Here is a 25,794-nt window from a genome sequence, read left to right as displayed (position 1 = left end):
AAAATTAACCAATTCACATTATAACATTTGAAACTCAAAAATCCAACAGTTTCAAATATATTTCTTTTTAAAGGCATACTTCTTTTTACAGCACTTTAAGCTTAGGAACAGGACTTAAAATTCTTTTAAGAAATCTTCCGGTATGGGAATTTTCAACTCTTATAATTTCTTCAGGTGTCCCCTGGGCAACAATATATCCTCCGTTGCTTCCCCCTTCAGGCCCTAAATCTATAATATAATCCGCTATCTTAATAACATCCAAATTGTGTTCAATTACCACCACTGTATTGCCTGCCTCCACCAGCCTTTGGAGAATATCTGTAAGCCTGTGGACATCTGCTGTGTGAAGTCCTGTGGTGGGCTCATCTAGTATATACATTGTCCTGCCTGTGCTTCTCTTAGAAAGCTCAGTGGCAAGTTTAACTCTCTGGGCTTCCCCCCCTGAAAGGGTTGTTGAAGGCTGTCCCAGCTTTATATATCCCAAGCCCACATCATACAGTGTCTGCAGCTTTCTCTGTATCTTAGGAATGTTTTTAAAAAACTCCAGTGCATCTTCAACAGTCATATCAAGAATCTCTGCAATATTCTTACCCTTGTACCTTACTTCAAGAGTCTCCCTGTTATACCTCTTTCCTTTACACACTTCACATGGCACATAAATATCCGGTAAAAAATGCATCTCTATTTTAATTATACCGTCCCCCCTGCATGCTTCGCACCGTCCGCCCCTGACATTAAAACTAAAGCGTCCTGCTTTGTACCCTCTGGTTTTGGACTCAGTGGTTTCTGCAAAAAGTTCACGTATAATATCAAATACACCCGTATAAGTTCCGGGATTGGATCTAGGTGTCCTGCCTATAGGGGACTGGTCTATATCTATTACTTTGTCAAGATGTTCAATGCCTATAATATCGTCATGGTCACCTGCTTTAGTTCTTGCCCTGTTTAACTGACTGGCTAACCTTTTGTACAAAATTTCGTTTACAAGGGAACTCTTTCCTGAGCCAGAAACTCCTGTTACACAAGTAAGCACCCCTAAAGGAAAACTTACATCTATATTTTTTAAATTATTCTCCCTGGCTCCAACTACTTTAAGCCACTTTCCATTTGGCTCCCTTCTCTTTTTGGGAATATCAATGGACTTTTTACCGCTTAGATACTGTCCTGTAATGGATTTTGGATTCTGCTTTATTTCTTCCACAGTTCCCTTTGCAACAATTTCCCCGCCGTGGATACCCGCACCCGGGCCTAAGTCTATAATATAGTCCGCTGCATACATTGTATCTTCATCATGTTCAACCACAATAAGGGTGTTTCCCAAATCCCTCATCTTTTTAAGAGTTCTCAAAAGCTTTTCATTATCCCTCTGGTGAAGTCCTATACTAGGTTCATCTAAAATATACAAGACTCCCATAAGACCTGAACCTATCTGGGTAGCAAGCCTTATTCTCTGAGCTTCTCCCCCTGAAAGTGTGCCGGCAGCTCTTGACAATGTAAGATAATCTAAACCTACATCCACCAAAAATCCCAATCTTTCATTTATTTCCTTCAATATCTGGCGGGCTATCAGCCTGTCCCTTTCAGATAAATTTATATCCTTAAAAAATTGCTTTGCATCTCCCACAGACATACAGCTGACCTCATGAATATTTTTCCCGCCCACCGTTACTGCAAGAACCTCTTTTTTCAATCTGGCACCATTACACTCTGAACACAAATTCTCACTCATAAACTGTTCATAATACTGCTTCATTTCTTCCTTTTGTGTCTCATTATACCGCCTCTCCACACTGTTTACTATTCCCTCAAAAGAGGTCATGAAAGTTCCATCCCCATACTTTCCGTTATATTCTGCCAATACCTTTTCACCTTTTGTTCCATAGAGGATTACGTCCAAAATATGTTCAGGCAAGTCTTCAACAGGGGTGGAAAGGCTAAAGTTATAATGATTTGCCAAAGCATTCATATACATACTTGCATAGCTGTCATCCTTAGCTAAATTCCATCCGGCAACTGCAATTGCCCCTTCTTTTAAAGACAGCTTTTTATTTGGTATAACCAAATCCGGGTCAACCTTCAGTAAAGAGCCGAGTCCTGTACAGCTGGGACAAGCCCCGTAAGGGTTGTTGAAAGAAAACATCCTTGGCGTTAACTCCTCCATGCTGATTCCACAGTCTGTACATGCAAAATTTTGACTAAATAAAATTTCTTCTTTTCCGATTACATCAACAATAAGTACCCCGTCACTTAACTTCAATACAGTTTCAATTGAGTCTGCAAGTCTTTTTTGTATATTAGGTTTGACTATAATCCTGTCCACCACAATTTCAATATTGTGTTTTTTATTTTTTTCCAGCTCAATGGGTTCATTTACATCCATCACTTCATTGTCTATCCTGACCCTTACATATCCGGATTTTTTTATGTCATCTAAAAGCTTTTTGTACTCTCCCTTTCTTCCCCTTACCACAGGGGCTAAAAGCTGTATCCTTGTCCCTTCCTCCAGCTGCATAATGCTGTCAACCATCTGATCTAAAGTCTGCTGTGAAATTTCCTTTCCGCAGGAAGGGCAATGGGGTACACCTATCCGTGCATATAAAAGCCTTAAATAGTCGTGTATTTCCGTCACCGTTCCAACGGTGGACCTGGGATTTCTGCTGGTGGTCTTCTGGTCTATGGATATTGCCGGGGACAGCCCGTCTATATAATCCACATCCGGCTTTTCCATCTGTCCCAAAAATTGCCTTGCATAGGATGACAGGGACTCAATATAACGCCTCTGACCTTCAGCATAAATGGTATCAAAGGCAAGAGACGACTTGCCTGAACCACTTACCCCTGTAATTACAACCAGTTTGTCCCTTGGTATTTCAACATCTATATCTTTCAGATTGTGTTCTCTTGCACCTTTTATAAAAATTTTATCTCTTACCATATTTACACCTTATTTCCCTATTATTTAATATGATTTTTATTTTCCTCTAAAAATCTTACCACAATATTATACCAAACTAACACTAAAAATCAAACATAAGTTCGGTAAAAAACTTTCATTTTGCTTTTTCTTTTAATTCCATCAATATATCCCGCAGTTCTGCAGCCCGTTCAAACTGCAACTCTGCTGCTGCCTGTTTCATCTCAGCGGTAATTTTATCAATAAGTTCTTTTATTTCTTCCTTAGTCATTGTTTTTTTGTCTTTGTCAATTTTATAACTTGCATCCTCTTCCGCTGCCTTTACCGGCTCTATAACATCACGTATTCCCTTTACTACGCTCCTTGGAGTAATACCGTGGGTTTTATTGTACTCCATTTGTATCCTTCTTCTCCTGTTTGTCTCATCTATTGCCCTTTGCATGGATTTAGTAACCTCATCAGCATACATTATTACCTTGCCCTCAACATTTCTTGCCGCTCTTCCAATAGTCTGTATCAGGGATGTCTCTGAACGCAAAAAACCTTCCTTGTCTGCATCCAATATGGCAACAAGGGATACTTCCGGCAAATCCAGTCCTTCCCTCAAAAGATTTATTCCCACCAAAACATCAAAAACCCCAAGCCTTAACTCCCGTATTATTTCCATCCTCTCAATGGTATCAATATCTGAGTGAAGGTATTTTACTTTAAAATTCATTTCCTTTAAGTAATCTGTCAAATCCTCTGCCATTTTCTTAGTCAACGTGGTAACAAGCACCCTTTGGTTTTTCTCAACTCTTTCACTAATTTCCCCGATAAGGTCATCTATTTGCCCCTCAACAGGCTTTACTATTACTTCAGGGTCAACTAAGCCCGTAGGTCTTATTATCTGTTCAACTATCTGTTTTGAGTTTTTAATTTCATATTCAGCAGGAGTTGCACTTACAAATATAATCTGATTTATTCTCTCTTCAAATTCTTCAAATTTAAGGGGTCTGTTGTCAAAAGCTGAAGGCAGCCTGAACCCGTATTCCACAAGGGATTGCTTTCTTGACCTGTCACCATTGTACATTGCACCTATCTGAGGTACGGTAACGTGGGATTCATCTATTATCATTAAAAAATCTTTTGGAAAATAATCTATAAGAGTAAAAGGAGGACTTCCGGGTTTTCTTCCGCTTATATGTCTTGAATAGTTTTCTATCCCCTGGCAAAAACCCACCTCCTGCATCATTTCAATATCATATCTCGTCCTCTGTTCAAGCCTCTGAGCCTCCAAAAGCTTTCCTTCTGCTCTTAGCTCTTTTAACCGCTCTTCAAGCTCCTCCTCAATGGACTCTATTGCCTTATCCATCTTTTCTTTAGTTGTAGCATAGTGGGATGCAGGAAAAATAGCTGCATGGTTTCTTATTCCTACTATTTCTCCTGTAAGGGAATCCACTTGGGTAATCCGTTCAATTTCATCCCCAAAAAATTCAACCCTTAAAATTTCCTCTGAAGAAGAGGCAGGGAAAATCTCCAAAACATCCCCTCTTACTCTGAACCTTCCCCTTCTAAAATCTATATCATTCCTGTCGTACTGGATTTCCACAAGTTTTCTTATAACCTCATCCCTGTCCCTTTGCATACCGGGTCTTAAAGAAAGCATAAGCTCAGTATAGTCCTCCGGGTCTCCCAGCCCGTATATACAGGACACACTGGCAACAATAATAACATCTCTTCTTTCAAAAAGGGCTGCCGTTGCAGAGTGTCGCAGTTTATCTATCTCGTCGTTTATAGATGCGTCTTTTTCAATATAGGTATCTGTAGAAGGAATGTAAGCTTCTGGCTGATAATAATCATAATAGCTTACAAAATATTCTACGCAGTTGTCGGGAAAAAACTCTTTAAACTCACTGCAAAGCTGTGCCGCCAAAGTTTTATTGTGAGCAATAACCAGTGTGGGCTTTTGCACCCTTTCAATGACATTTGCCATTGTAAATGTTTTCCCGGAACCTGTAACCCCCAAAAGAGTCTGTCCCCTAAACCCTGCATTTATGCCTTCCACCAGCTTATCTATAGCAGCAGGCTGGTCACCGCAAGGTTTAAAATCCGATTTTATTTTAAATTTATGCATAATATACCCTCCTGTAAATCCCCGTTAAAAATTAAATATAACCATATATACCACGCTCAATTTAATTTAACACATATCTATTTTACATTAACATTTTTTAATTGTATATTTCCCGCAGATTAAATTTATAGCATTAGCATCTTAAAATATTGATTTATATACACAATTAATATATAGTTAATAATATGTTCACGATTTTTTAGTAAAATTAAAATAAAGTTGTTTTTACATTTAAAGTTAGTTAAGCATTAACCGGATTAAAATGCACTGTAATCAGGAAGCATCTGTTAATTAGGAATATTTAATCTAGATATATTTATAAGAAAGGGGACTTTATTTTGGTAAAAAAAATTTTACTGTTTACAATGGCAGCTGTTATATCACTATCTATTTTGTCCTGCCAAAAAGAAAATACACCTGAAGAATCACCTGATATTTCACCGGCAGCATCAGAAGAGCCTCCTGAAAACATACCTGTGGCAGTTGTTAATGATACCGAAATTATGCTGTTTGATTTATTTAAAATGTATCAAAGCTTAAATAAAAACTATCTTCAGCAGGGCGTAGATATCACTGATGACGAAATATCCAATCAAATTTTAGAGGAAGCTGTAAACACTTTAATTGCATATGAACTGCTTTATCAGGGTGCTGTAAAGGAAGGTTATAAGATTTCTGATGAGGAGTTGGATAAAGAACTTGAAGCATTTAAATCCCAATACCAATCTGAAGAAGAATTTTTAGAATCATTAGAAGCACAGCAAACCACTTTAGAAGAATTTAAAAAAGATTTAGAGCGTGAATTAACCGTTTCAAACTATGTCCAAAATACCATTGAACAGCCTGAAGTAACTGAAGAGGAAATGTTGGAAATGTATGAGCAGTACATTAAAGAAACAACAGAAGAAAATCCTCCGGAGTTTGAAGAATTAAAACCCAGAATAGAACAAAAAATAAGAGAGGATAAGTTTGGCAAAAAAGTTGATGAACTGATAGAAACTTTAAAAGAGCAAAGTAAAGTAGAAATTTTCAGGGAGGAAACGGAGTAGGGAATGTACCTTTTTTCTCCCTTTACATATTTAGTTTTTTATATATTTGTTTTTCCAGTATAACCCTATTATGCGGTTTTACAGGGTTTTAAGCAGATTTAAAATTATATATGGGTTTTATTATATCAATAATTTCAACGGTGTCTTGTATGTTTTCTATTATTTCTTCCATAGGCTTATACGCCAGGGCACACTCATCCAAAGTGGATTTGTTTACCGTTGTTGAATAAATGCCTTCCATGGTTTTTTTAAACTCCTCCAGTGTAATGGTTTCCTTTGCCTTTCTTCTGCTCATAATCCTGCCCGCACCGTGGGGGGCAGAATAATTCCAGTCTTTATTACCCTTTCCAACGCAAATCAGGCTTCCGTCCCTCATATTAATTGGAATAAGCACCCGCTCCCCTTTTTGCGCTGAAATAGCTCCCTTTCTTAGAATCATATTTTCAATATCTATATAATTGTGTATTGTGGTAAACTGTTCAACAATTTCAAAATTCATTTTACTTATAATTTCATCCACTATGGCCTTCCTGTTGATAACTGCAAAATACTGTACCAGTTTCATATCATTAATGTAGTCATCAAAACTCTTCCCTTCCACGTATGCAAGGGATTTGTTTATTTTCTCAGTCTTTATTTTCTCTATTTCCACTTGAATTTCATTTTCACGTCCCTGGGATTTCAACTCTGCCACTATCCTTGCAATATGCTCCCTGTTTTTTACCATTTCTTTATATCCCAGGTTTTGATAGTATTCTGCAACCTGCTTTCCTAAGTGCCTGCTTCCTGAATGCACCACCAGATAGAGGCATCCGTCTTTATCCTTGTTCACCTCAATAAAGTGATTGCCCCCGCCCAATGTCCCTATGCTTAATTTTGCCCTTTCTATATTTACATGGTTTTTGCACACTAACTTTTCTAAATCAATTTTTTTGACATAACTATGCTGCTTTTTTCTAACATCAAACCCTGCCGGTATAAATTCATGAATAACCTTATCCAGCTTTTCTAAATCTATTTCCCTTTCCTTAAGCTTTATAGTCTCCATGCCGCATCCTATATCAACACCCACCAAATTGGGAACCACCTTATCCTGTATAGTCATTGTTGTCCCAATGGTACAGCCTGCACCTGCATGGGCATCCGGCATAATCCTTATGACACTGTCTTTGACAAACTCCTGGTTGCACAGTTCTAATATCTGTGCATAAGCCTCCTCTTCTAAATTGTTAGTAAAAACTTTTGCTGTATTGTATTTACCCCTGATTTCTATCATAACCTCACCACTTTCTAAAAACCCCATCGGTCATCATTCTACCACATATGCAGATACTTTGCATTACAATATGTCAAATTTACATTCTGATTTTTAATCTACAGCCCGGTTTCTTAATAAGCCCGGTTTCTTAATCTAATGGTAGATTGCAGATATTTAAACTGTAATTAATTCAGCTGTGATATATTAACATTAAAGGGGAGAAATTTTTCAGGACTTTCAACTTCCCTGCCTTTTACAATATCAATAATTAAATCATGGATTTTAGTATAATTCCTTTTTCTTACCGCTCTGCCTTCAAGCCTTCTTACCACACTGTTAGATAAAAGTCCCATATGTGATAAGTCAAAATAATAAACTTTGGCATTATCATCATTCATATCGGCACTTTTAATGGGTACCACCCCGTCTCCGATACCAAAAAGCATTTTGTATTTATCCTCTTCTTTTATTTTAAAAGGAACTATACTGCCTTTTTCATCCTTTTCCCTTTTTTCTCTGATGATTTGCATAATATTTGAACGCCTGTATCCTACAAATCTATATTCATTAATAGAAGCATTTAACTTATTATTTTCAATTTCACTCCTAAAAAGCATTCCCTGCCTGAACAAATCAGCATTGTAGTTGTCTTCTATATATTTTTTTGTAGCATTGTAATCTGTAATGCTATTATATTCATCATAATAAAAAGTAGTATAATTGAAATCTTTATAAATTTCATTATATACATTTACAAATGTCTCTCCGGGTAAAAGCTGGTACACTGAAAGCATATTCCGCACCATCTTTTTGCAAATCCCGTTTACCAGTATGGGAACACCTAAATTATCCCCCATTACTAAACTTTTCATTGCCCTTGGAGTTCCAAGATTAGGTGTACCAATATTAATAAAATTTGCCACCGGTGCATCCGGATTTTTCAATAGATAGTATCTTGCCACAAGCCCTCCTGCACTATGTGCAATTATTGTAACAGGCTTCCCTTTGCTATATGCCAGGGCAGAATCAATTCCATCCTCAACTGCCTTCATTGTATTTTTATGGGAAAAATCCAGTCTCCAGTCATAAGGAACCTTAACCACATTAATTCCTGCGTCTCTCAATTTATCTAAAAATATTTTAGTCTGATTGTGCCCTCCAAGAAAAGGCCAATAAGTTTCAAATACCTCTCCGGGATATGTGGTATAATTTCCATGAAAATCAGTATCAGGCTCTCCATTAGCGTTGAGAGCCATCCTCCTGTGCAGCAAGGGATCAATTACAGGCCATAATTTTATATCTATAATCCCTTTTTCATAAATTTCTGTACCAAGAAAACCTGGAACAAAAACTACCACTTATATCCTCCAATTCTTCAGGCAGACATTTTAGAAATAATATAGTCTGTAAACTCAGTTGTAGACGCATTCCCACCTATGTCTTTAGTGAGTACTTTTCCTTCTTCTAATACGCGGGACAAAGCTCTTTCTATTTTGTTTGAAGCTTCCACTTCACCTATATGTCTTAACATATGTACTCCGGATAAAATCAATGCTGTAGGATTTGCAATATTTTTCCCTGCTATATCCGGTGCACTGCCATGAACTGCTTCAAAAACAGCATATTCACTTCCTATATTGGCTCCCGGTGCAAAGCCCATACCGCCGACAAGCCCTGCACACAAATCAGACACTATATCCCCGTAAAGGTTAGGAAGAACCAAAACATCGTATGTTTCAGGCACTTGTACAAGCCTCATGCACATTGCGTCAACAATCATCTCTTCAAATTCTATATCCGGATACTCTTTAGCTATATCCTTTGCAATGGCAAGAAACATACCATCGGTATATTTCATAATATTAGCCTTGTGAACTGCTGTTACTTTTTCTCTTCCTTCCCTTCTTGCATATTCAAATGCATACCTTACTATTCTTTCACAGCCTTTGCGTGTAAATATTTTTATGCTCTCCGCTGCGTCATCCCCCACCATATGTTCAATTCCCACATACAAATCTTCAGTGTTTTCCCTGACTATGACAAGGTCAATATCGTCATATCTGGTGGGTATCCCCTTGTAAGTCTTCACCGGTCTTAAATTTGTATAAAGATCAAGCTCTTTTCTAAGAGTAACATTAACACTCCTGAACCCTTCCCCTACAGGGGTTGTTATGGGACCTTTCAAAGCAACTTTATTCTTTTTTATAGAATCAATAACATGCCCCGGAAGAGGCGTTCCAAACTCCTCCATTACATCAATTCCGGCATTTTGAATATCCCAATGAATTTTTACACCTGCAGAATCAATTATTTTCTTTGCTGCAAATGCAACTTCCGGTCCTATACCATCCCCTGGTATTAAGGTTATTTTATACATTTTATCCTCCTTCTATACTTCTATTATTTTATCCTGACACTCTTTGCATTATATTTATATATCATACATTTTTGCTGTAAACTTTAGGGTTTATTCATTTACAGTACAATTATTTATTTTAATGCATTATAAATTAACCTAAATTATAAATTAATCTAAAATTCTAAGCTGTATATCTTCTTCATCTTCTTCTTTTAAATAATATCCCACAGCCGGTATATTTTTTGTCCTGTAATAATCAAAATCCTTTATACCTGTATCTTCTAAAGCCTTTATGCCGGTCATTGTACTTCCGTTCTTTGACTTTAATACCTGCACTCCCTGAGAATTCCTGGTGGTTTTAGGATTTATTTTTGAAGTATCAAAAACCAGAACTTTATTAAGGCTGCTAAATGCAACCAGCTCAACATCTTCTAAAATATGGGATATATAAATAAGCTTTGATGTATCACTGTAGGCATTGGCAAGCTTCTTCCTGTTTGTTTTTGTCTCATAACTTTTCAAATCTATCTTTGCCACTTTCCCGTTTTCAAAACCAAATATCATATATCCTTTGTACTCATCCGTCGCAGTAATATATATAATTTCTTCCCCTTCTTCCAGCTCCAAAAGATTTGCCAAATATATTCCCAAACTGCTGGCTTTACAGTCTTCAACTTCAAATAGTTTTAATTTATACACAGTGTGCTTGTTTGAAAACAGAAGTAAATCTGATTTATTTCGCCCTTCAACTTCTTGAATTATTTCATCGTCTTCTTTGAGCTTTTGCTCCGGATTTCCCCTTAAAGAAGTTAGGGGTATTTTCTTTAAATAATTTTCCTTTGTTAAAAACAGTTTTAAATTATAGTCCTCTATTAAGTTCTCATGAGTTATCTCTTCAATATGTTCTTCATGAATTATTTCAGTTTTTCTAGGTTTTCCGTATTTTTTTGCCACATCCTTAAGTTGCTTTATTATTACTTTTTTTATCTTTTTCTCACTACCTAAAGTATCTTTAAGCTCCTCTATACTGCTTTTGAGGCTTTCAATTTCACTAACTCGGTTTAAAATATACTCCTTATTAAGATTTCTAAGTTTTATTTCAGCAACAAATTCCGCCTGCTGTCTGTCTATTCCAAAGCCTTCCATTAAGTTGGGTATCACAAGGGCATCTTCTTCTGTGTTTCTGATTATTTTAATTGCTTTGTCTATATCTAAAAGAATCTTTTTTAATCCCAGCAATAAATGCAGCTTATCAGACTTTTTCCCAATATCATAAGTAATCTGTCTTTTTATACATTCAATCCTAAATAATACCCACTCTTTTAAAATGCCTTTTATTCCTAATACTTTAGGCCGTCCATTAATTAAAATGTTAAAATTACAGTTAAAACTGTCTTCTAACGTGGTAAATCTAAATAGCTTTTCCATTAAAATATCTGGTTCTGTATTCTTTTTAAGATCAAGGGTTATTTTAAGACCCTTTAAGTCTGTCTCATCCCTTACATCCACTATTTCCTTTATTTTATTGTCTTTTATAAGGGTAATAATCCCATCCATTATAGCTTCTGTAGTTGTAGTGTAGGGAATTTCAAAAATCTCAATACAGTTATTTTCTTTATCAAATCTGTACTTAGCCCTGAGTTTAAAACTTCCCCTTCCGGTATTATATATTCTCTCAATATTCTTTTTATTGTATATAATCTGCCCTCCTGAAGGAAAGTCCGGCGCTTTGAGATGTTCTGAAATATCTGCATCTTCATCTTCTAAATATGCTATAGCAGCATCACAAACCTCTATTAAATTAAAACTGCATATATTACTTGCCATTCCCACTGCTATCCCCTGGTTTGAATTAACTAAAATATTGGGATAGGTAGTTGGGAGAAGCACAGGTTCTTTCATTGTACCATCATAATTGTCAACAAAATCAACGGTGTTTTTATCAAGGTCTTTAAACAATTCTTCGCATATTTTATCCAGCTTAACCTCTGTATATCTGGGTGCTGCAAATTTCATATCCCGTGAGTAGTATTTTCCAAAATTACCTTTAGAATCCACATACGGGTGCAAAAGTGCATCATTGCCCCTTGTTAGCCTTACTAAAGTTTCATAAATTGCCATATCCCCATGGGGATTAAGTTTCATCGTCTGACCTACCACATTTGCAGACTTCGTCCTTCCTCCCGTCAAAAGTCCCATTTTATACATGGTATAAAGAAGTTTTCTATGGGAGGGTTTAAGACCGTCTATTTCAGGAATTGCCCTTGAAAGTATAACACTCATGGCATAGGGCATATAATTGCTTTCAAGTGTATCCACTATTTTTTGCTCAATTACACTATTTGAAGACATTTTTTTCACCTTTCTATAAAACATTCCCTGATTAAAATCAACTTACTTATATTTAACTTACTAAAATTAACTTACATCCACCATATCTAAATACTTGTACCCATTCTCCTCTATATATGTTTTTCTGCCCTGCAAATCATCCCCTAATAGTATATCAAAATATCTTTCAGTTTTCTCAATATCATCCGGCACAACTTTAATAAGTCTTCTTGTCTCCGGATTCATAGTTGTGTGCCACATCATTTCAGGTTCATTCTCCCCAAGTCCCTTTGAACGCTGAATGGTACACTTGCCTTTTAATTTTGCTACTATCTCATTTTTTTCTTTATCAGAATAAGCAAAATAAGTTTTGTCTTTAGAAGTTATTTCAAATAGCGGGGATTCGGCAATAAATACCTTCCCGGCATAAATTAATGTAGGAACCAGCCTGTAAATCATAGCCAGTATCAAAGTCCTTATCTGGAACCCGTCAACATCTGCATCTGTACATATTATTATCTTGCTCCATCTTAGATTGTTAATATCAAAGGTGTTAAACTCTTTATTGCTCTTGGTTTTAATTTCCACCCCGCAGCCTAAAACCTTTAAAAGGTCTACAATTATTTCATTTTTGAAAATACTGTCATATTCAGCTTTTAGGCAATTGAGGATTTTACCCCTGACAGGAATTATAGCCTGAAATTCCGCATCCCTTCCAAGCTTACATGCGCCCAGGGCAGAATCCCCCTCCACAATATAAAGCTCTCTTTTTTCCACATCCTTTGTCCTGCAGTCTACAAATTTTTTCACCCTGTTAGATATGTCAATATTCCCGCTAAGCTTCTTTTTTATATTTATTCTTGTCCTTTCAGCCTTCTCCCTGCTCCTCTTGTTTACAAGAACCTGCTCGGCTATTTTATCAGCTTCTGCTTTGTTTTCAATAAAGTAAACTTCCAACTGTTCTTTTAAAAACTCCGTCATAGCATCCTGAATAAATTTGTTTGTTATGGATTTTTTTGTTTGGTTCTCATAACTTGTTTCAGTGGAAAAGGAGTTTGTTACCAGTATCAAGCTGTCCTGTATATCCTGAAAAGTGATTTTAGACTCATCCTTATTGTATTTTCCTAAAGACTTAATATATTTATCAATTTCATATACAAAAGCATTTTTAACAGCCCTGTCCGGAGAACCCCCGTACTCTAAAAAGCTGGAGTTATGATAGTATTCCAGCATATTTACTTCATTGTTAAAACAAAAAGCTATCTCCATTTTTACTTTATACTCAGGCTTGTCCTCCCTGTCCCTTCCCTTTGTTGTTTTTTCAAAAAATTGAACCTCTGTAAACTCTTTGCCTTCTGAAACTTCTTTTATATAATCAACTATGCCGTTTTCATAACAATATTCAAAAGTCTCACCTGATTCTTCATCGTGTAAAATAAATTTCAGCCCTGCATTTACAACCGCCTGCTTTTTTAAAGTGCCTGTATAGTACTCAAGGGGTATTTTTATATCTGTAAAAACCTCTAAATCAGGCTTCCATTTAATTATTGTACCTGTCCTCTCATAGTCAAATTCTTCTTTTTTTAATCCTCCAACGTTTTCACCTTTTTCAAAGTGCAGGGTGAATTTTTGCCCGTCCCTGAAAACCGTCACATCCATATATTCTGAACTGTATTGGGTCGCACAGCATCCAAGACCATTTAAGCCAAGACTGAACTCATAGTTTCCGCCGGTATTATTCTTGTACTTTCCTCCTGCATACAACTCACAAAAAACCAATTCCCAATTATATCTCTTTTCCTGCTCATTGTAGTCTAAGGGTATTCCCCTTCCGTTATCTTTCACGGTAATTGAATAATCCTTATGCCTTATAACTTCTATAGTGTTCCCGTATCCTTCCCTTGCCTCGTCTATGGAGTTTGAAAGAATCTCAAATACAGAGTGCTGACATCCCTCAATACCATCTGAACCAAAAATAACAGCAGGTCTTAACCTTACCCTGTCAGCCCCTTTTAAAGAGGTAATACTGCTGTTGCCATATTTTTTTCTTTTATCTTGTTTTTTCATAATTTTTCAGCCACCCCAATATATTTTTAACCACCCGTACAATAAAGTTCCCTGAAATCTAGCTTATAATAAACCTGCTACCTATGTCAAGATGCTGGTATCATAGTCTTTCCCCGGATAGGTATACAAGACTTTAAAAAAAATTGAAAAATCTTATTGCAAAATATATATTTTTGTAATATAATGTACCTTAGACTCTAAAAATCCTTGCCTTATTACCTTTCAGTTTTTAAAGCCGCGTTCCGGTAAGTGTTATCCAGGTTTGTATAAGCCAAATCCTGTAAAATTATCTAATAAAAAATGCTAACAAATTAAAGGAGTGGTATTGATGCAGGACATATGTAATTCAAGGCTTGACTGGAATGTTTCAAGAATAGACTCAGTTTATCAAATTGAAATGCTGGATGTAAAGGATTTAGGAAACTATATTTATCACCATCTACTTCCTGAATTACAAAAAAGCTACAAGCATGCAAAGCCGTATCTTTCTGCTTCCTCACGTAAAAATGTTTACAGCATTAAAAAGCTTTTGGCAGATTTAATTGAAAACCAGGATCATGTCCAGATATCCAATCATGAGGACTATGGTTCTGAATTTTTTACTAAACATGAAGCTTTGTTTTTACTATCAGAAACCCTAAACGTAATTCAATTTTTTGCAGCAATTGTTAAAGAAAAGTGTAAAGACACTTATTGGAATTCTGATTGTAAAGTAATATTTCAAACCATTATGAAACTGACACAAGTTTTAAGAAAAGATATTGACCACCTCATTGAATTTGAATAACCCTCTAAAGTTTTTCCATTCATTACATTTTTAAAATGTCAGTTCCTATCATCTGCAAAGTCAGTTGGGCAAGTATTTACATTATTTTTACTACATAAAAATTAATCTTATATATAAAAATATTACATGAGGTGATATTTTTATATGAAAAAAAGAATTATTCTAACACTATTATTTGTTTTAATATTAAGTACAAATACTTTTGCCCAGTCTTTGCAGCACACTGTTGTTCCCGGTGACACTCTTTGGAAAATTGCTGTAAAATACCAAATTGGACTAAGTGAAATAATTTCAGCAAATCCACAGATTAAAGACCCTAACCTTATTTATCCGGGACAAAAAATAACAGTACCTAATATTGATGAAATTAAAGCCCTTGAAAACGAAGTAATCAGGCTTGTAAACTCTGAAAGAGCCAAAAAAGGGCTTCCGGCTTTAAAAGCTAATTGGCAGGTTTCAAGGGTAGCAAGGTATAAATCCCAGGACATGATTGACAGAAATTACTTTTCCCATACATCCCCGACTTATGGCTCACCCTTTAGAATGCTTGAATCTTTTGGTATTTCTTTTTCAGCTGCCGGGGAAAACATTGCAATGGGGCTAAGGACACCCTCAGAAGTAATGAGAGCATGGATGGGATCACCGGGACACAGGGCTAATATATTAAACCCGTCGTATAATGAAATCGGAGTAGGTTTGGCCAAATCATCCAGGGGTGTATGCTACTGGACACAAATGTTTATCAAGCGTTAAATACCTTTAATTTCTTTTGTTTTAATTAAATACAAACAGATATCAAAAGTAAAAAACCACATATAAATCGCATTATTGTTATAATATGTGGTTTTTTGCTTTTGTTTTTAGATAAATATTGCAAAATAATCATTGTAAAATGTATAGCTAAAAATTTTCAATCTGATATAATGGTTTTATTGTAAATATTTTTATATGGTAATTACATAAAATGTATAAAGTAAAATGGGAGAGGCAAAATGCATTATAATTCTATAAAAAAGGGGATTTTTATAAACCGACCCAACAGATTTGTTGCAAATGTCCTTATAGATGGTATAACTGAAACCGTTCATGTTAAAAATACAGGTAGGTGTAAAGAAATACTGGTAAAAGGTACTACAGTATTTTTGGAAGAATCTTCTAATTTAAATAGAAAAACCAGATATTCATTAGTTGCAGCTTATAAAGGAGATACTTTAATTAATATTGATTCACAAGCACCTAATCATGTGGTGTACGAAGCTATACTACAAAACAAAATTAAAGATTTTAAAGATGTTTTAACGCTAAAAAAGGAAGTGACTTTTGGTAAATCCAGGTTTGACTTGTATTTTGAAAATAAGTCGGAGAAAGGCTTTATAGAGGTAAAAGGGGTTACTTTAGAAAAAGACGGGACAGCCATGTTTCCTGATGCCCCTACGGTACGTGGGACCAGGCACATTCTTGAAATGATAGATGTGGTGAATAACAAATACAAAGGTTATATACTTTTTTTAGTGCAGCTAAAGGGGGTGAAATGCTTTACCCCAAATAAAGAAATGGATCCTGAATTTGATGCTGCCCTGAAAAAAGCTAAAAGTAAGGGTGTTGAAATACTTGTTTATGATTCAATAGTCAGGGAGGACGGGCTTGAAATTGGAGAACCTGTGGCTTCTACTATATAATTTATATAAAATTTTAAGTAATTTATATGGTTTTTTTATGCAATATTTGCCTTGTGTTTATATTTACTCCGTGTTAAAATTTAATAGGTTTTAATATGGGGGAGTTTTTTGTTTTTTAAGGAGGTATCTTTAATGTCGGATAATTTGGAAATTTCAACGATGTTATTTAGTCTTTTTGGAGGACTGGCCATATTCATATACAGTATGAATCTTATGGGCGACGGACTTCAAAAAGCTGCCGGTGAAAAGATGAGGCGTATACTGGAGGTTTTAACCAGCAACCCTCTTATGGGTATATTGGTTGGTACACTGGTAACAATGATTATTCAAAGTAGTTCTGCAACCACAGTCATGGTTGTTGGTTTTGTAAGTGCAAAACTGATGACTCTTCCTCAAGCTATAGGCGTTATTATGGGTGCCAACATAGGAACTACCGTTACCGCTCAGATTGTCGCTTTTAATCTTGGTGATTATGCTTACTTAATAACCGCTATAGGTTTTATACTATTTTTCTTCTTTAATAAGAAAATAATTAAATATATTGGACAAACCACCTTTTCCTTTGGTCTTTTATTTGTAGGTCTTAATGTAATGAGTAATGCAATGAAACCTCTTGCTCAAAGTGAAGTTTTTACGGATATTATCTACTGCGTTTCCAATAACCCAATCTTAGGACTTATCGTAGGAGCTTTAGTAACCCTGATACTTCAAAGCAGCAGTGCAACCACTGCAGTTTTGTTAAATTTAGCCCGTGAAGTAGGGGCAGACGGACAAGCACTGATAAGCCTTCAAGGCGCTTTGCCAATTCTTTTCGGATGTAACATCGGTACCACAATAACAGCCATTTTAGCATCTATAGGAGCACGTATAAATGCTAAAAGAGCTGCAATGGCACATACAATATTTAACGTCGCCGGTTCAATTTTATTTATGCTTTTTCTGCCTTACTTTGCAAAATTCGTCGCTTTCATTTCTCCAAAGGGTCAGGAAATAGAAGTAGTGGGAAGGCAAATAGCAAATGCACACACTTCTTTTAATGTTATAAACACTATCCTCTGGTTACCTTTTGTGGCTTTACTTGCAAAAATAGTTACCTTTATTGTAAGAGGTGAAGAAGATACCGAAGAAAACAGGGTACTATACCTTGACTACAAAATTTTAAATAATGTGGCTGTAGCAATGGATCTTGCAACAAAAGAACTTACCAGGATGGCAGAATTAGCTCGGAAAATGATGGCAAATGCAAAAAAAGCTATTATAAACTCTGATACAGACGCTGCCAAAAAAGTTCATGAAATAGAAGATATTGTTGATATGCTTCAAACTGAGATAATTAAATACCTTTCTACAATGCTTTCACAATCTGCCCTTACAGACCGTCAATCGGTAAGACTTGCAGGTCTCATGCATATAACAAATGATATTGAGCGTATGGGGGACCACTGTAAAAACGTAGCCGAACTTGCAATGGAAAAAATAGATAGGGATTTACCTTTCTCTAAGGAAGCCATCAGTGATTTATCTAATGCCTTTAATAAATTAAATGATATGGTTGACCACTCAATACAATCCCTTAGCGAGGGCAATATTTCCCTGGCAAAAAAGGTGTTGGCGGAAGAATCTGAAATTGACAAACTTGAAACCGACCTTCGTGACAGACATATAAAAAGGCTTGACTCAGGACTTTGTAATCCGGCTTCCACAATTATGTTTATTGAGTTAATCCACAATATAGAAAGAATTGCTGACCACTGTAACAATATAGCAGAAGCAGTTTTAGAAGACTTAGAAAACAACTCTGCCTCACCCGGCACCGATTCATCTCCGGCTACCGATATACCTTAAAGATGCAATATACCTTAAGTAAAAAAGGATTTAATAAAAGATTTAAGGAAGGACAACCCCTTCCTTAAATCTTTTTTATTGGATTTTTTACATTCTTGACAATGCCTCTTTAAAATCCGTAAAATCTGTAATGGGAACCTGACAGGAAAAATTCTCACATATATAAGCAGTAGCCTTGCCTTCAACAGGTTTGTAATTTGTAATAAAAGGTACTAACTCCTCTAAATCCTTGCATTTATCAGAATAATACATTGATGTGGTAAAAGGTCTGAATTCTTCCCTTATAACATCTATCATCTTTTTTGTATCTTCGCCTACCAATATCACTTCCTTGGATTTTGCCTGGGAAAACATCAATGCTGTTAGCAGGAAGGTATGTCCTCTTGCATATCTTGTTAAATTGCTTTTAAATAAATTAAAAATATTATGAGCTTTTTCTTCTAACTCATGCTGCCCTGTATAACGGGCAAGTCTTAAAAAGTTCAGGGCTGACACTGAATTTCCTGAAGGCATTGCACCATCATAAATTTCTTTTGGCCGGGTAATAAGCTGCTCCCCGTCACTTCCATAAAAAAACAATCCTCCGGATTCATTGTCCCAAAAGAGCTTTAACAAATCATCATTTAATTTAACTGCCCTTTTAAGATAAACAGGCTTATATGTTGTTTCATACAGCTCAATAAGCCCCCATATTAAAAAGGCGTAGTCATCAACATATGCCAAAATCCCCGTCTCACCGTCACGGTATCTTGCCAAAAGCCTTCCATCTTCTCTTACAAGTCTCGAAAAAATAAAATCCGCTGCCTTTTCTGAAGCTTCTGTATACTTTTCACAGCCCAGTACCCTTCCCCCAATAGCCAGCGCCGCTATCATAAGCCCGTTCCATGAAGTAAGGATTTTATCATCTTTATACGGATGAACTCTTTTTTTACGGTATTCAAAAAGTTTTTTGCGGCAGTTTTTTATAAGTTTCCTACCCTCGTCAGGTATTGAATATTTAATAAGGTTTGGAATATTTAGCCCACCAAAATTTCCTTTTTCAGTTATGTCATAATATTTACAAAACTTTTCTCCCTCTTCTTTACCTAAAACATCTATAATTTCCTCCCGTGACCATACATAAAATTTTCCTTCCACCCCTTCAGAATCAGCATCCTCTGCTGAATAAAAACCCCCTTCAGGAGAAGTCATATCTCGCAATATATAGGTAAATATCTCATGAGCCACATCAGCATATTCCTTATTTTTTGTCTCCTGATATGTTTCTAAATATGCAATGGAAAGCAGGGCATTATCATAAAGCATTTTTTCAAAATGAGGTACCAGCCATTTGCTGTCGGTGGAATACCTGCTAAAACCATAACCTATATGGTCATATATCCCGCCTCTGTACATAGAATCTAAAGTTTTCTCTACCATTTCCAGTGCATATTCATCCTTAGTTTTATGCCAATACCTTAGCAGGAAAAAAAGGTTATGGGGTGTGGGAAATTTAGGACTGCTTCCAAAACCTCCGTAAATACTGTCAAAATCATTCTTTAGCTGGGAATAACCTTCATAAATTATATCTTCAAATGTTTCACCAAAATCCTCTTCATATTCATCATCATATTGACCCCTTATCACTTTTAAAATCTGATTACTTGATTTAACTAAAGAATCCCTTTTATTAACCCATGCATTGTGTGCATTTTCCAATATGGTTAATAACCCGCTCATTCCTATCCTGTCAGTTTTAGGGAAATAGGTTCCAGCAAAAAACGGTTTTTTGTCAGGGGTCATCAAAACAGTCAGAGGCCATCCCCCATGTCCTGTAAGTGCCTGACACACACTCATGTATATGGTGTCTATATCCGGTCTTTCTTCCCTGTCCACTTTTATGGAGACAAAGTATTCATTAAGCATTCTGGCTACTTCTTCATCTTCAAAGGACTCCCTTTCCATCACATGGCACCAATGGCAGGTGGAATAACCGATGGAGAGGAAGATTGGTTTATCTTCTAACTTGGCTTTCTGAAAAGCTTCATCACTCCAAGGAAACCAGTTTACAGGATTGTAAGCATGCTGTAATAAGTATGGGGATTTCTCATGGATTAGTCTATTAGCTTGTTTATTAGTTGACATGTGGGTATCACCTTTCTTTCATTTGTAAAGTGTTTACTCATAAATTTATAGCCCTTTATTTTTTGTTATTTACCACTAAAGTATTATTTGAATTCAAACATATTAATATTCAATGTGAAAACTTTATAGTCAAGGGTTATACTTGACATGCTCTTATTTTTAACAATTAAAATTTTTCAGAATTGTTTTTTATGTATGAAATACTGGTCAAAACCCCCATTATTTACTTCTGCAATTAGTATACCAACTCCGGAAAGTTTGTTTTCTCCTTCAGTCAAATTCTCATATCCTACTTTATAATTTTTATAAGTAGCTTTATCTGTTATGTCATAAAAGGCTTGTTCTTCATTTTCCATATTCTCAATTGCATCTGCAATATACTGTTCCATAATATACCCCCCTATGTTTGTATAAATTTGTGATATAAGAGTTTTAGTATCAATAAATCCTTCTACCATATATAATTTTAACAATATTTAACTTCTATGTCTACTTAATCTTCTATGCCGACTTAATTATAATAACCAAAATGCCAGTATTTGAAATATTAAAGGCAGTTCACTCTTAAGAATTTCATTGAACATGAAACAAGAATGTGGTAAAATTAGAGGTATCAATAACTCTAACTTTGAAGGGAGTGTTTTATTTGAAAGATATATTTTATAAAAAATTAAGATTGTTTTATCAAAACAAAGAGAGGGCAGTGACTAATAGAGGAACAAAACTTAAGTAAATGAGTTTTATTCCTCTATTGTTAATAATGATAATAATGGAGGAATAACCAATGAACATAAATAAAAGCAATAACATTCTGTACAATGAGAGATTCCCTTTTTCCAATAAATATGACCACAACTGGATATTAGACAACTCTATGGGACCAAATACTTTATGGCTTACAGAATGGCTATGTTAAACAATCGACTTAAAAGCTGACATGAGAGTCCTTGATTTAGGCTGTGGAAGAGCTATAAGCAGTGTTTTTCTTGCAAAGGAATTTGGGGTTCAGGTTTGGGCGTATGATTTATGGATAAATGCTACAGATAACTGGAATAGGATAAAACAACAAGGACTTGATAACAAAATTTACCCCATACACGGTGATGCAAGAAATATGCCTTTTGCTGACGGCTTCTTTGATGCAATAATCAGTGTTGACTCATATATCTACTTTGGTACAGATGATTTATATTTAAATTATCTGCAGAAGTTTTTAACTCCTGGTGGAACATTGGGTATTGTATTGCCTGGACTTATGAAAGATTTTGAGGATGGTGTTCCGGAACACTTAAAAGACTTCTGGGGACAAGACTGCTGGAGTTGGCATACAGTTGACTGGTGGAAAAAGTTATGGGAAAGAACAGGACTTGTTGACATTAAAGTTGCTGACACAATGCCGGAAGGCTGTATGATATATATTAAATGGAAGGAAGCGCAGGATAAGGTGGGGAAAAATCCTTGGCCGCAGGATACTGCTATTCTAAAAAAAGATGCCGGTGAATATGTTGGTTTCATCAGACTTGTAGCCAACAAAAAGTAATATCTTTATATACATAGTTTCAGCCGGTATGAGAATGTAACGAATTTTGTGTATGAATGAATAATTAAATTCCTTCTTGGCAAAAATTACAAACAATAAAAGCTAAGGAGGAATTTTTTATGTCAACATTATCAAAAGAACAGTTAAAGCAATAGTTAAGGAAAATAATTTCCAAAGTGTGACTGATGTCACGAACTATCTTAAAGACATTTTTAAAGACATTATACAAGAGCTTATGGAAGCTGAATTAGAAGAAAAGCTTGGTTATGCTAAGGAAGAACGTAGTGCAAAAAATACCGACAACTGTAGAAATGAATCATCAAAATTCTGGCTTGGTGTAATGAATGATCTTAAAAACAGGGGTGTACAGGATGTAATGTATCCTGCAAAGACATAAAAGCCTTTAGTAATGATTTTAAAAATGTCTACAAAGCTATTAATGAAGAGGTTGCCTTAGAGAAGTTTTATGAATTAAAAGAAAAATGGGGAAAAAACTATCCCTTTGCGATACGGAGCTGGGAAAATAATTGGGATGTACTAAGTCCATTCTATAAGTTCCCAGAAGAAATCCGAAAGATTATCTATACAACTATCAAAAAACATATAGAATCTTATATAGGATTTTATACGCTTCCCTGAAACTTGTATGGTTTCAGCCCGGTTGCAGGTTCCCTGTTGCTTCCCAGCATTGCAGGGTATCGGCAGAGCCGGGCCTCAATAGAATTATTGACAAAAAGCCAATTAAATAAACATTGTGCTTTTATGTTTTTACTTTTTTAAATTTTATGTTTCTTGCTGAGAAGGATTTACATAAAATCTAAACCCACAAAATTATTTACACTCCCGATAAATCAATTATTTTCATTATTATTTTGCTCCCTTTTTATTACTTTGTCTAAGTTGACGGAAAGTTCTTATGTACATAACTTGCCAATTGATTGCGGTCTGCTAAATCCAACTTTGACAAAATTTCAGATATAATATTTTTAACTCTCCCTACACTAAGGCAAACCCTTTGGGCTATGTCTTTATTGGTCATACCTTTTGCAACCATTTTCATTATCTCCACATCCCTCTCTTTAAACTCAAAATCCTTGACAACGGTAACCTCCTCTTTAGTCTCCGCATTAATATTATTCACAAGGGAACTATAGGGGTTTTTGCTAAATATCCCGAATCCTTTGACGGTATTTTTCACAGCCTGGATAAGTTCCTCCGGTGTAATATCTTTTAATATATAGCCGTCCGCACCGCTTTTTAATGCATCATAAATGCTTTTATCATCTTCAAATGTAGTCAAAATTAAAACTTTTATATGAGGACAATTCTCTTTAATAAGCTTAGTACCTGTTATCCCGTCACATTCCGGCATCCTTATGTCCATAAGTACTAAATCCACATCTTGTTCTTTGCATCTCTCAAAAGCCTGCTGCCCGTTTTCAACACAATCTATAACACTTATATCCGGATCATTTTCAATTATGGTTTTAAGGCTTTCGCTTAATAGTTTTTGATCATCTGCAATAATGACTCTTATCATATATTGACACCCCCCCTTTATTATATTTCCTTTTTATTGTATATAACTCTTTTTACTTCTTGTCAACATGTTTTAGTATTGTCAATCTTTTTATACCTGCAACTCTATAATACCATATTTTATATAATATTATCCATAAAAAAAAAAGCCCCATATTTCTTTTTTATACGGGGTTTCTTCTTTTATGTGTTTTTGTTTGTGTTGTTTATTATATATTTTATTTTTTTGTAATTAAAAGTATTAATAAGTCCGAAAACAGCTGGGGTGCTACATTGTCTTGCTTAAATTTAATCCCTTGTCCGGAGCTACGAATACCAGTCTCATCACTGCCTGTGTGGGAAAATATCATTTTATGTATTTTATATATATCAATAAGGAGGACATCAAAACTATAGGTGTTTGCCAAATACTTTTTTCTTTCTTGCAAGCTCTTTCTGTGGTTTTCCTTCACTTTATAACCTTCCCTCTTTTAGAAAGTTTCCGCTCATTTCTTCTTATCCCGAAATTACTCCCCTTGTAAATTAATCTCACACAGGCTCCCTGTATTCTCTCTTCTTGTGTAACACCCCCTGCTGACATTTTTATAATACAATATAAAAAGTCACTTATGTAAGTGCCATTAGTCACTATTTTCCGTGACTTTGGTCACAACTTTTTTGAGAAAAACGTGACTTTGGTCACTAAAAAAATGTGACTAAAGTCACAAATATATTACTTTAGTCACAAAAAAACGTGACTAAAGTCACGTTAATTTATGGTGCTATTAAATTTAACTGCCATAAAATATACATTTTTTAGTATGCAAAATATATGCTTTTACATACATTAAATATACTTTTTTGCATGTTTCTTAAAGTTACATGCTTTCTAAAGTGTTTTTAATTTCTATCAGAAACTCCTCTGTATTAACTACTCTCTTTTCCTCCGCTTCAGATAAAAGTGCCAAGTCTTTTGTCATTATACCTTTTTCTATTGTGGCAATAGATGCTTTTTCAAGCTTGTCTGCAAACTCTGCAAGTTCATCTATTCCGTCAAGTTCCCCACGTTTTCTAAGCGCCCCCGTCCATGCAAATATGGTAGCCATTGAATTTGTAGATGTTTCTTCACCTTTTAAATGCCTGTAGTAGTGTCTTGTAACTGTACCATGTGCTGCTTCGTATTCATACTTTCCATCAGGGGAAACTAAAACTGAAGTCATCATAGCCAGGCTTCCAAAAGCAGATGCCACCATGTCTGACATAACGTCACCGTCATAGTTTTTACATGCCCACAGCATTCCGCCCTCAGATCTTACAATACGTGCAACAACATCATCAATTAATGTATAAAAATATTCAATATTGTTAGCTTCAAATTTTTCCTTATATTCTGTTTCATATATTTCAGCAAATATATCCTTAAACCTATGGTCATAAGTTTTTGAAATTGTATCTTTAGTTGAAAACCATAAATCTATTTTCTGGTCAAGGGCATAATTGAAACAAGCTCTGGCAAAACTTCTGATGGACTTATCTGTATTGTGCATACCCAGAATAACACCTGAATCATCAAATTCATGAATTGTTTTTCTAATAACTTCCCCATCCTCAGATGTAAAGACAAGTTCAGCCTTTCCTGCTTTTTCTACTTTAATCTCTACATCCTTATATATATCACCATATGCATGTCTTGCAATTACAATGGGTTTTTTCCAAGTCTTAACAAAAGGTTTTATGGTTTTTGTAATTATGGGGGCACGGAATACAGTCCCGTCCAGTATTGACCTTATAGTTCCATTGGGACTTTTCCACATTTTTTTTAAATTATATTCTTCAACCCTCTGGGCATTAGGGGTAATTGTTGCACATTTTACGCCCACACCATACTTCTTTATGGCATTAGCCGCATCAACTGTTATCTGATCATCAGTCCTGTCCCTTTCCTTAAGAGCCAAGTCGTAGTATTCAGTTTTTAAATCCACATAAGGCTCTAAAAGAATCTCCTTTATCATTTTCCATATAATCCGCGTCATTTCATCCCCGTCTATTTCCACCAACGGAGTGTTCATTTTTATTTTGCTCATTATTGTTTTGCCTCCCTGTATATTTTTTATATATACTTATAAAAAGCATGTCTTAATCCCCTACCATTTTAAATTAAATTTATACATTAATCAAGGAACAACACAGAATTCATCACATATATA

19 protein-coding genes and 1 pseudogene are annotated in these 25,794 nt (G+C 35.4%); 9 read left to right on the top strand and 11 right to left on the bottom strand.

All coding sequences use genetic code 11. The features are described 5' to 3' along the window. Positions 1-85: 85 nt before the first annotated feature. Complete coding sequence (gene uvrA, locus HVS_RS05255) at positions 86-2,935, bottom strand: excinuclease ABC subunit UvrA (RefSeq protein ID WP_101299888.1); 2,850 nt, start codon at positions 2,933-2,935, stop codon at positions 86-88. A gap of 115 nt (positions 2,936-3,050) precedes the next feature. Continuing rightward, complete coding sequence (uvrB, locus tag HVS_RS05250) at positions 3,051-5,030, bottom strand: excinuclease ABC subunit UvrB (RefSeq protein WP_101299886.1); 1,980 nt, start codon at positions 5,028-5,030, stop codon at positions 3,051-3,053. A 338-nt stretch (positions 5,031-5,368) separates the two neighbouring features. Here uvrB and HVS_RS05245 point away from each other — a divergent pair, with 338 nt between their 5' ends. After that, positions 5,369-6,079 (top strand): SurA N-terminal domain-containing protein, encoded by a 711-nt coding sequence (locus tag HVS_RS05245; protein WP_101299884.1) that lies wholly within the window; start codon positions 5,369-5,371, stop codon positions 6,077-6,079. Between the two features lie 88 nt (positions 6,080-6,167). Here the strand turns inward: HVS_RS05245 and HVS_RS05240 are convergent, their stop codons facing one another. The 5 genes from HVS_RS05240 to HVS_RS05220 all read right to left on the bottom strand — a co-directional run bounded on the left by HVS_RS05240 (position 6,168) and on the right by HVS_RS05220 (position 14,094). After that, positions 6,168-7,355, bottom strand: coding sequence for an RtcB family protein (locus HVS_RS05240; RefSeq protein ID WP_101304082.1), 1,188 nt, complete (start codon positions 7,353-7,355; stop codon positions 6,168-6,170). Positions 7,356-7,522: 167 nt separating this feature from the next. Next, positions 7,523-8,695, bottom strand: coding sequence for an alpha/beta fold hydrolase (locus tag HVS_RS05235; protein ID WP_101299881.1), 1,173 nt, complete (start codon positions 8,693-8,695; stop codon positions 7,523-7,525). A 17-nt stretch (positions 8,696-8,712) separates the two neighbouring features. Then, a complete protein-coding gene (locus HVS_RS05230) occupies positions 8,713-9,714 on the bottom strand; it encodes an isocitrate/isopropylmalate dehydrogenase family protein (protein WP_101299879.1) in 1,002 nt (333 codons plus the stop codon). Positions 9,715-9,864: 150 nt separating this feature from the next. Continuing rightward, positions 9,865-12,048 carry a DNA gyrase/topoisomerase IV subunit A gene (locus HVS_RS05225; RefSeq protein ID WP_101299877.1) on the bottom strand — a complete coding sequence of 728 codons (2,184 nt, stop codon included), beginning with the start codon at positions 12,046-12,048 and terminating at the stop codon, positions 9,865-9,867. 66 nt (positions 12,049-12,114) lie between these two features. Beyond that, entirely contained in the window at positions 12,115-14,094 is a 1,980-nt protein-coding gene (locus tag HVS_RS05220; protein ID WP_101299875.1) for a DNA gyrase/topoisomerase IV subunit B, read from the bottom strand. Positions 14,095-14,422: 328 nt separating this feature from the next. Here HVS_RS05220 and HVS_RS05215 point away from each other — a divergent pair, with 328 nt between their 5' ends. The 4 genes from HVS_RS05215 (at position 14,423) to HVS_RS05200 (ending at position 18,405) form a co-directional block, all read left to right on the top strand. Next, positions 14,423-14,881, top strand: a complete 459-nt coding sequence (locus tag HVS_RS05215) for a hypothetical protein (protein WP_101299873.1) — start codon at positions 14,423-14,425, stop codon at positions 14,879-14,881. A gap of 144 nt (positions 14,882-15,025) precedes the next feature. Continuing rightward, a complete protein-coding gene (safA, locus tag HVS_RS05210; protein ID WP_101299871.1) occupies positions 15,026-15,634 on the top strand; it encodes a SafA/ExsA family spore coat assembly protein in 609 nt (202 codons plus the stop codon). Between the two features lie 239 nt (positions 15,635-15,873). Then, on the top strand, positions 15,874-16,560 hold the full coding sequence (sfsA, locus tag HVS_RS05205; RefSeq protein WP_101299869.1) for a DNA/RNA nuclease SfsA: 687 nt from the start codon (positions 15,874-15,876) through the stop codon (positions 16,558-16,560). A 132-nt stretch (positions 16,561-16,692) separates the two neighbouring features. Next, on the top strand, positions 16,693-18,405 hold the full coding sequence (locus HVS_RS05200; protein ID WP_101299867.1) for a Na/Pi cotransporter family protein: 1,713 nt from the start codon (positions 16,693-16,695) through the stop codon (positions 18,403-18,405). Between the two features lie 87 nt (positions 18,406-18,492). On the opposite strand, the gene HVS_RS05195 is transcribed toward HVS_RS05200, so the two are convergent. Together HVS_RS05195 and HVS_RS05190 are read right to left on the bottom strand one after the other, a co-directional pair. Beyond that, entirely contained in the window at positions 18,493-20,529 is a 2,037-nt protein-coding gene (locus HVS_RS05195) for a thioredoxin domain-containing protein (protein WP_101299865.1), read from the bottom strand. Between the two features lie 176 nt (positions 20,530-20,705). Then, a complete protein-coding gene (locus HVS_RS05190; protein WP_101299860.1) occupies positions 20,706-20,918 on the bottom strand; it encodes a hypothetical protein in 213 nt (70 codons plus the stop codon). A 395-nt stretch (positions 20,919-21,313) separates the two neighbouring features. On the opposite strand from HVS_RS05190, the gene HVS_RS17510 reads away from it, so the two are divergent. From HVS_RS17510 to HVS_RS17740, 4 genes and pseudogenes are all read left to right on the top strand, one after another. After that, entirely contained in the window at positions 21,314-21,445 is a 132-nt protein-coding gene (locus HVS_RS17510; protein ID WP_278278678.1) for a hypothetical protein, read from the top strand. 21 nt (positions 21,446-21,466) lie between these two features. Continuing rightward, positions 21,467-22,069, top strand: a complete 603-nt coding sequence (locus tag HVS_RS05185) for an SAM-dependent methyltransferase (RefSeq protein ID WP_101299858.1) — start codon at positions 21,467-21,469, stop codon at positions 22,067-22,069. Positions 22,070-22,247: 178 nt separating this feature from the next. Next, positions 22,248-22,466, top strand: a complete 219-nt coding sequence (locus HVS_RS17745) for a transposase (protein WP_412779121.1) — start codon at positions 22,248-22,250, stop codon at positions 22,464-22,466. Further along, positions 22,457-22,660 (top strand): annotated as a pseudogene (locus HVS_RS17740) (transposase); the annotation flags it as partial. The gene HVS_RS17745 and the pseudogene HVS_RS17740, both read left to right, overlap by 10 nt. 304 nt (positions 22,661-22,964) lie before the next feature. On the opposite strand, the gene HVS_RS05175 reads toward HVS_RS17740, so the two are convergent. Further along, the gene (locus tag HVS_RS05175; RefSeq protein WP_101299856.1) at positions 22,965-23,609 is read right to left on the bottom strand and encodes a response regulator transcription factor; all 645 of its coding nucleotides are present in this window, start codon (positions 23,607-23,609) and stop codon (positions 22,965-22,967) included. Positions 23,610-24,465: 856 nt separating this feature from the next. Beyond that, positions 24,466-25,674: an NADP-dependent isocitrate dehydrogenase gene (locus HVS_RS05165; protein ID WP_101299852.1), complete on the bottom strand. Its 1,209-nt coding sequence runs from the start codon at positions 25,672-25,674 to the stop codon at positions 24,466-24,468. Positions 25,675-25,794: the final 120 nt, after the last annotated feature.

It is taken from the genome of Acetivibrio saccincola (genome assembly GCF_002844395.1).
In the GTDB taxonomy this organism is placed as follows: domain Bacteria; phylum Bacillota; class Clostridia; order Acetivibrionales; family Acetivibrionaceae; genus Herbivorax; species Herbivorax saccincola.
This window is presented reverse-complemented; position numbering and strand designations above follow the sequence as displayed.

Coding starts and splice junctions, on each gene's coding strand:
- uvrA (WP_101299888.1), bottom strand. CDS start 2,935: ATGGTAAGAGATAAAATTTTTATAAAAGGTGCAAGAGAACACAATCTG.
- uvrB (WP_101299886.1), bottom strand. CDS start 5,030: ATGCATAAATTTAAAATAAAATCGGATTTTAAACCTTGCGGTGACCAG.
- HVS_RS05240 (WP_101304082.1), bottom strand. CDS start 7,355: ATGATAGAAATCAGGGGTAAATACAATACAGCAAAAGTTTTTACTAAC.
- HVS_RS05230 (WP_101299879.1), bottom strand. CDS start 9,714: ATGTATAAAATAACCTTAATACCAGGGGATGGTATAGGACCGGAAGTT.
- HVS_RS05225 (WP_101299877.1), bottom strand. CDS start 12,048: ATGTCTTCAAATAGTGTAATTGAGCAAAAAATAGTGGATACACTTGAA.
- HVS_RS05220 (WP_101299875.1), bottom strand. CDS start 14,094: ATGAAAAAACAAGATAAAAGAAAAAAATATGGCAACAGCAGTATTACC.
- HVS_RS05215 (WP_101299873.1), top strand. CDS start 14,423: ATGCAGGACATATGTAATTCAAGGCTTGACTGGAATGTTTCAAGAATA.
- safA (WP_101299871.1), top strand. CDS start 15,026: ATGAAAAAAAGAATTATTCTAACACTATTATTTGTTTTAATATTAAGT.
- sfsA (WP_101299869.1), top strand. CDS start 15,874: ATGCATTATAATTCTATAAAAAAGGGGATTTTTATAAACCGACCCAAC.
- HVS_RS05200 (WP_101299867.1), top strand. CDS start 16,693: ATGTCGGATAATTTGGAAATTTCAACGATGTTATTTAGTCTTTTTGGA.
- HVS_RS05195 (WP_101299865.1), bottom strand. CDS start 20,529: ATGTCAACTAATAAACAAGCTAATAGACTAATCCATGAGAAATCCCCA.
- HVS_RS05190 (WP_101299860.1), bottom strand. CDS start 20,918: ATGGAACAGTATATTGCAGATGCAATTGAGAATATGGAAAATGAAGAA.
- HVS_RS17510 (WP_278278678.1), top strand. CDS start 21,314: ATGAACATAAATAAAAGCAATAACATTCTGTACAATGAGAGATTCCCT.
- HVS_RS05185 (WP_101299858.1), top strand. CDS start 21,467: ATGAGAGTCCTTGATTTAGGCTGTGGAAGAGCTATAAGCAGTGTTTTT.
- HVS_RS05175 (WP_101299856.1), bottom strand. CDS start 23,609: ATGATAAGAGTCATTATTGCAGATGATCAAAAACTATTAAGCGAAAGC.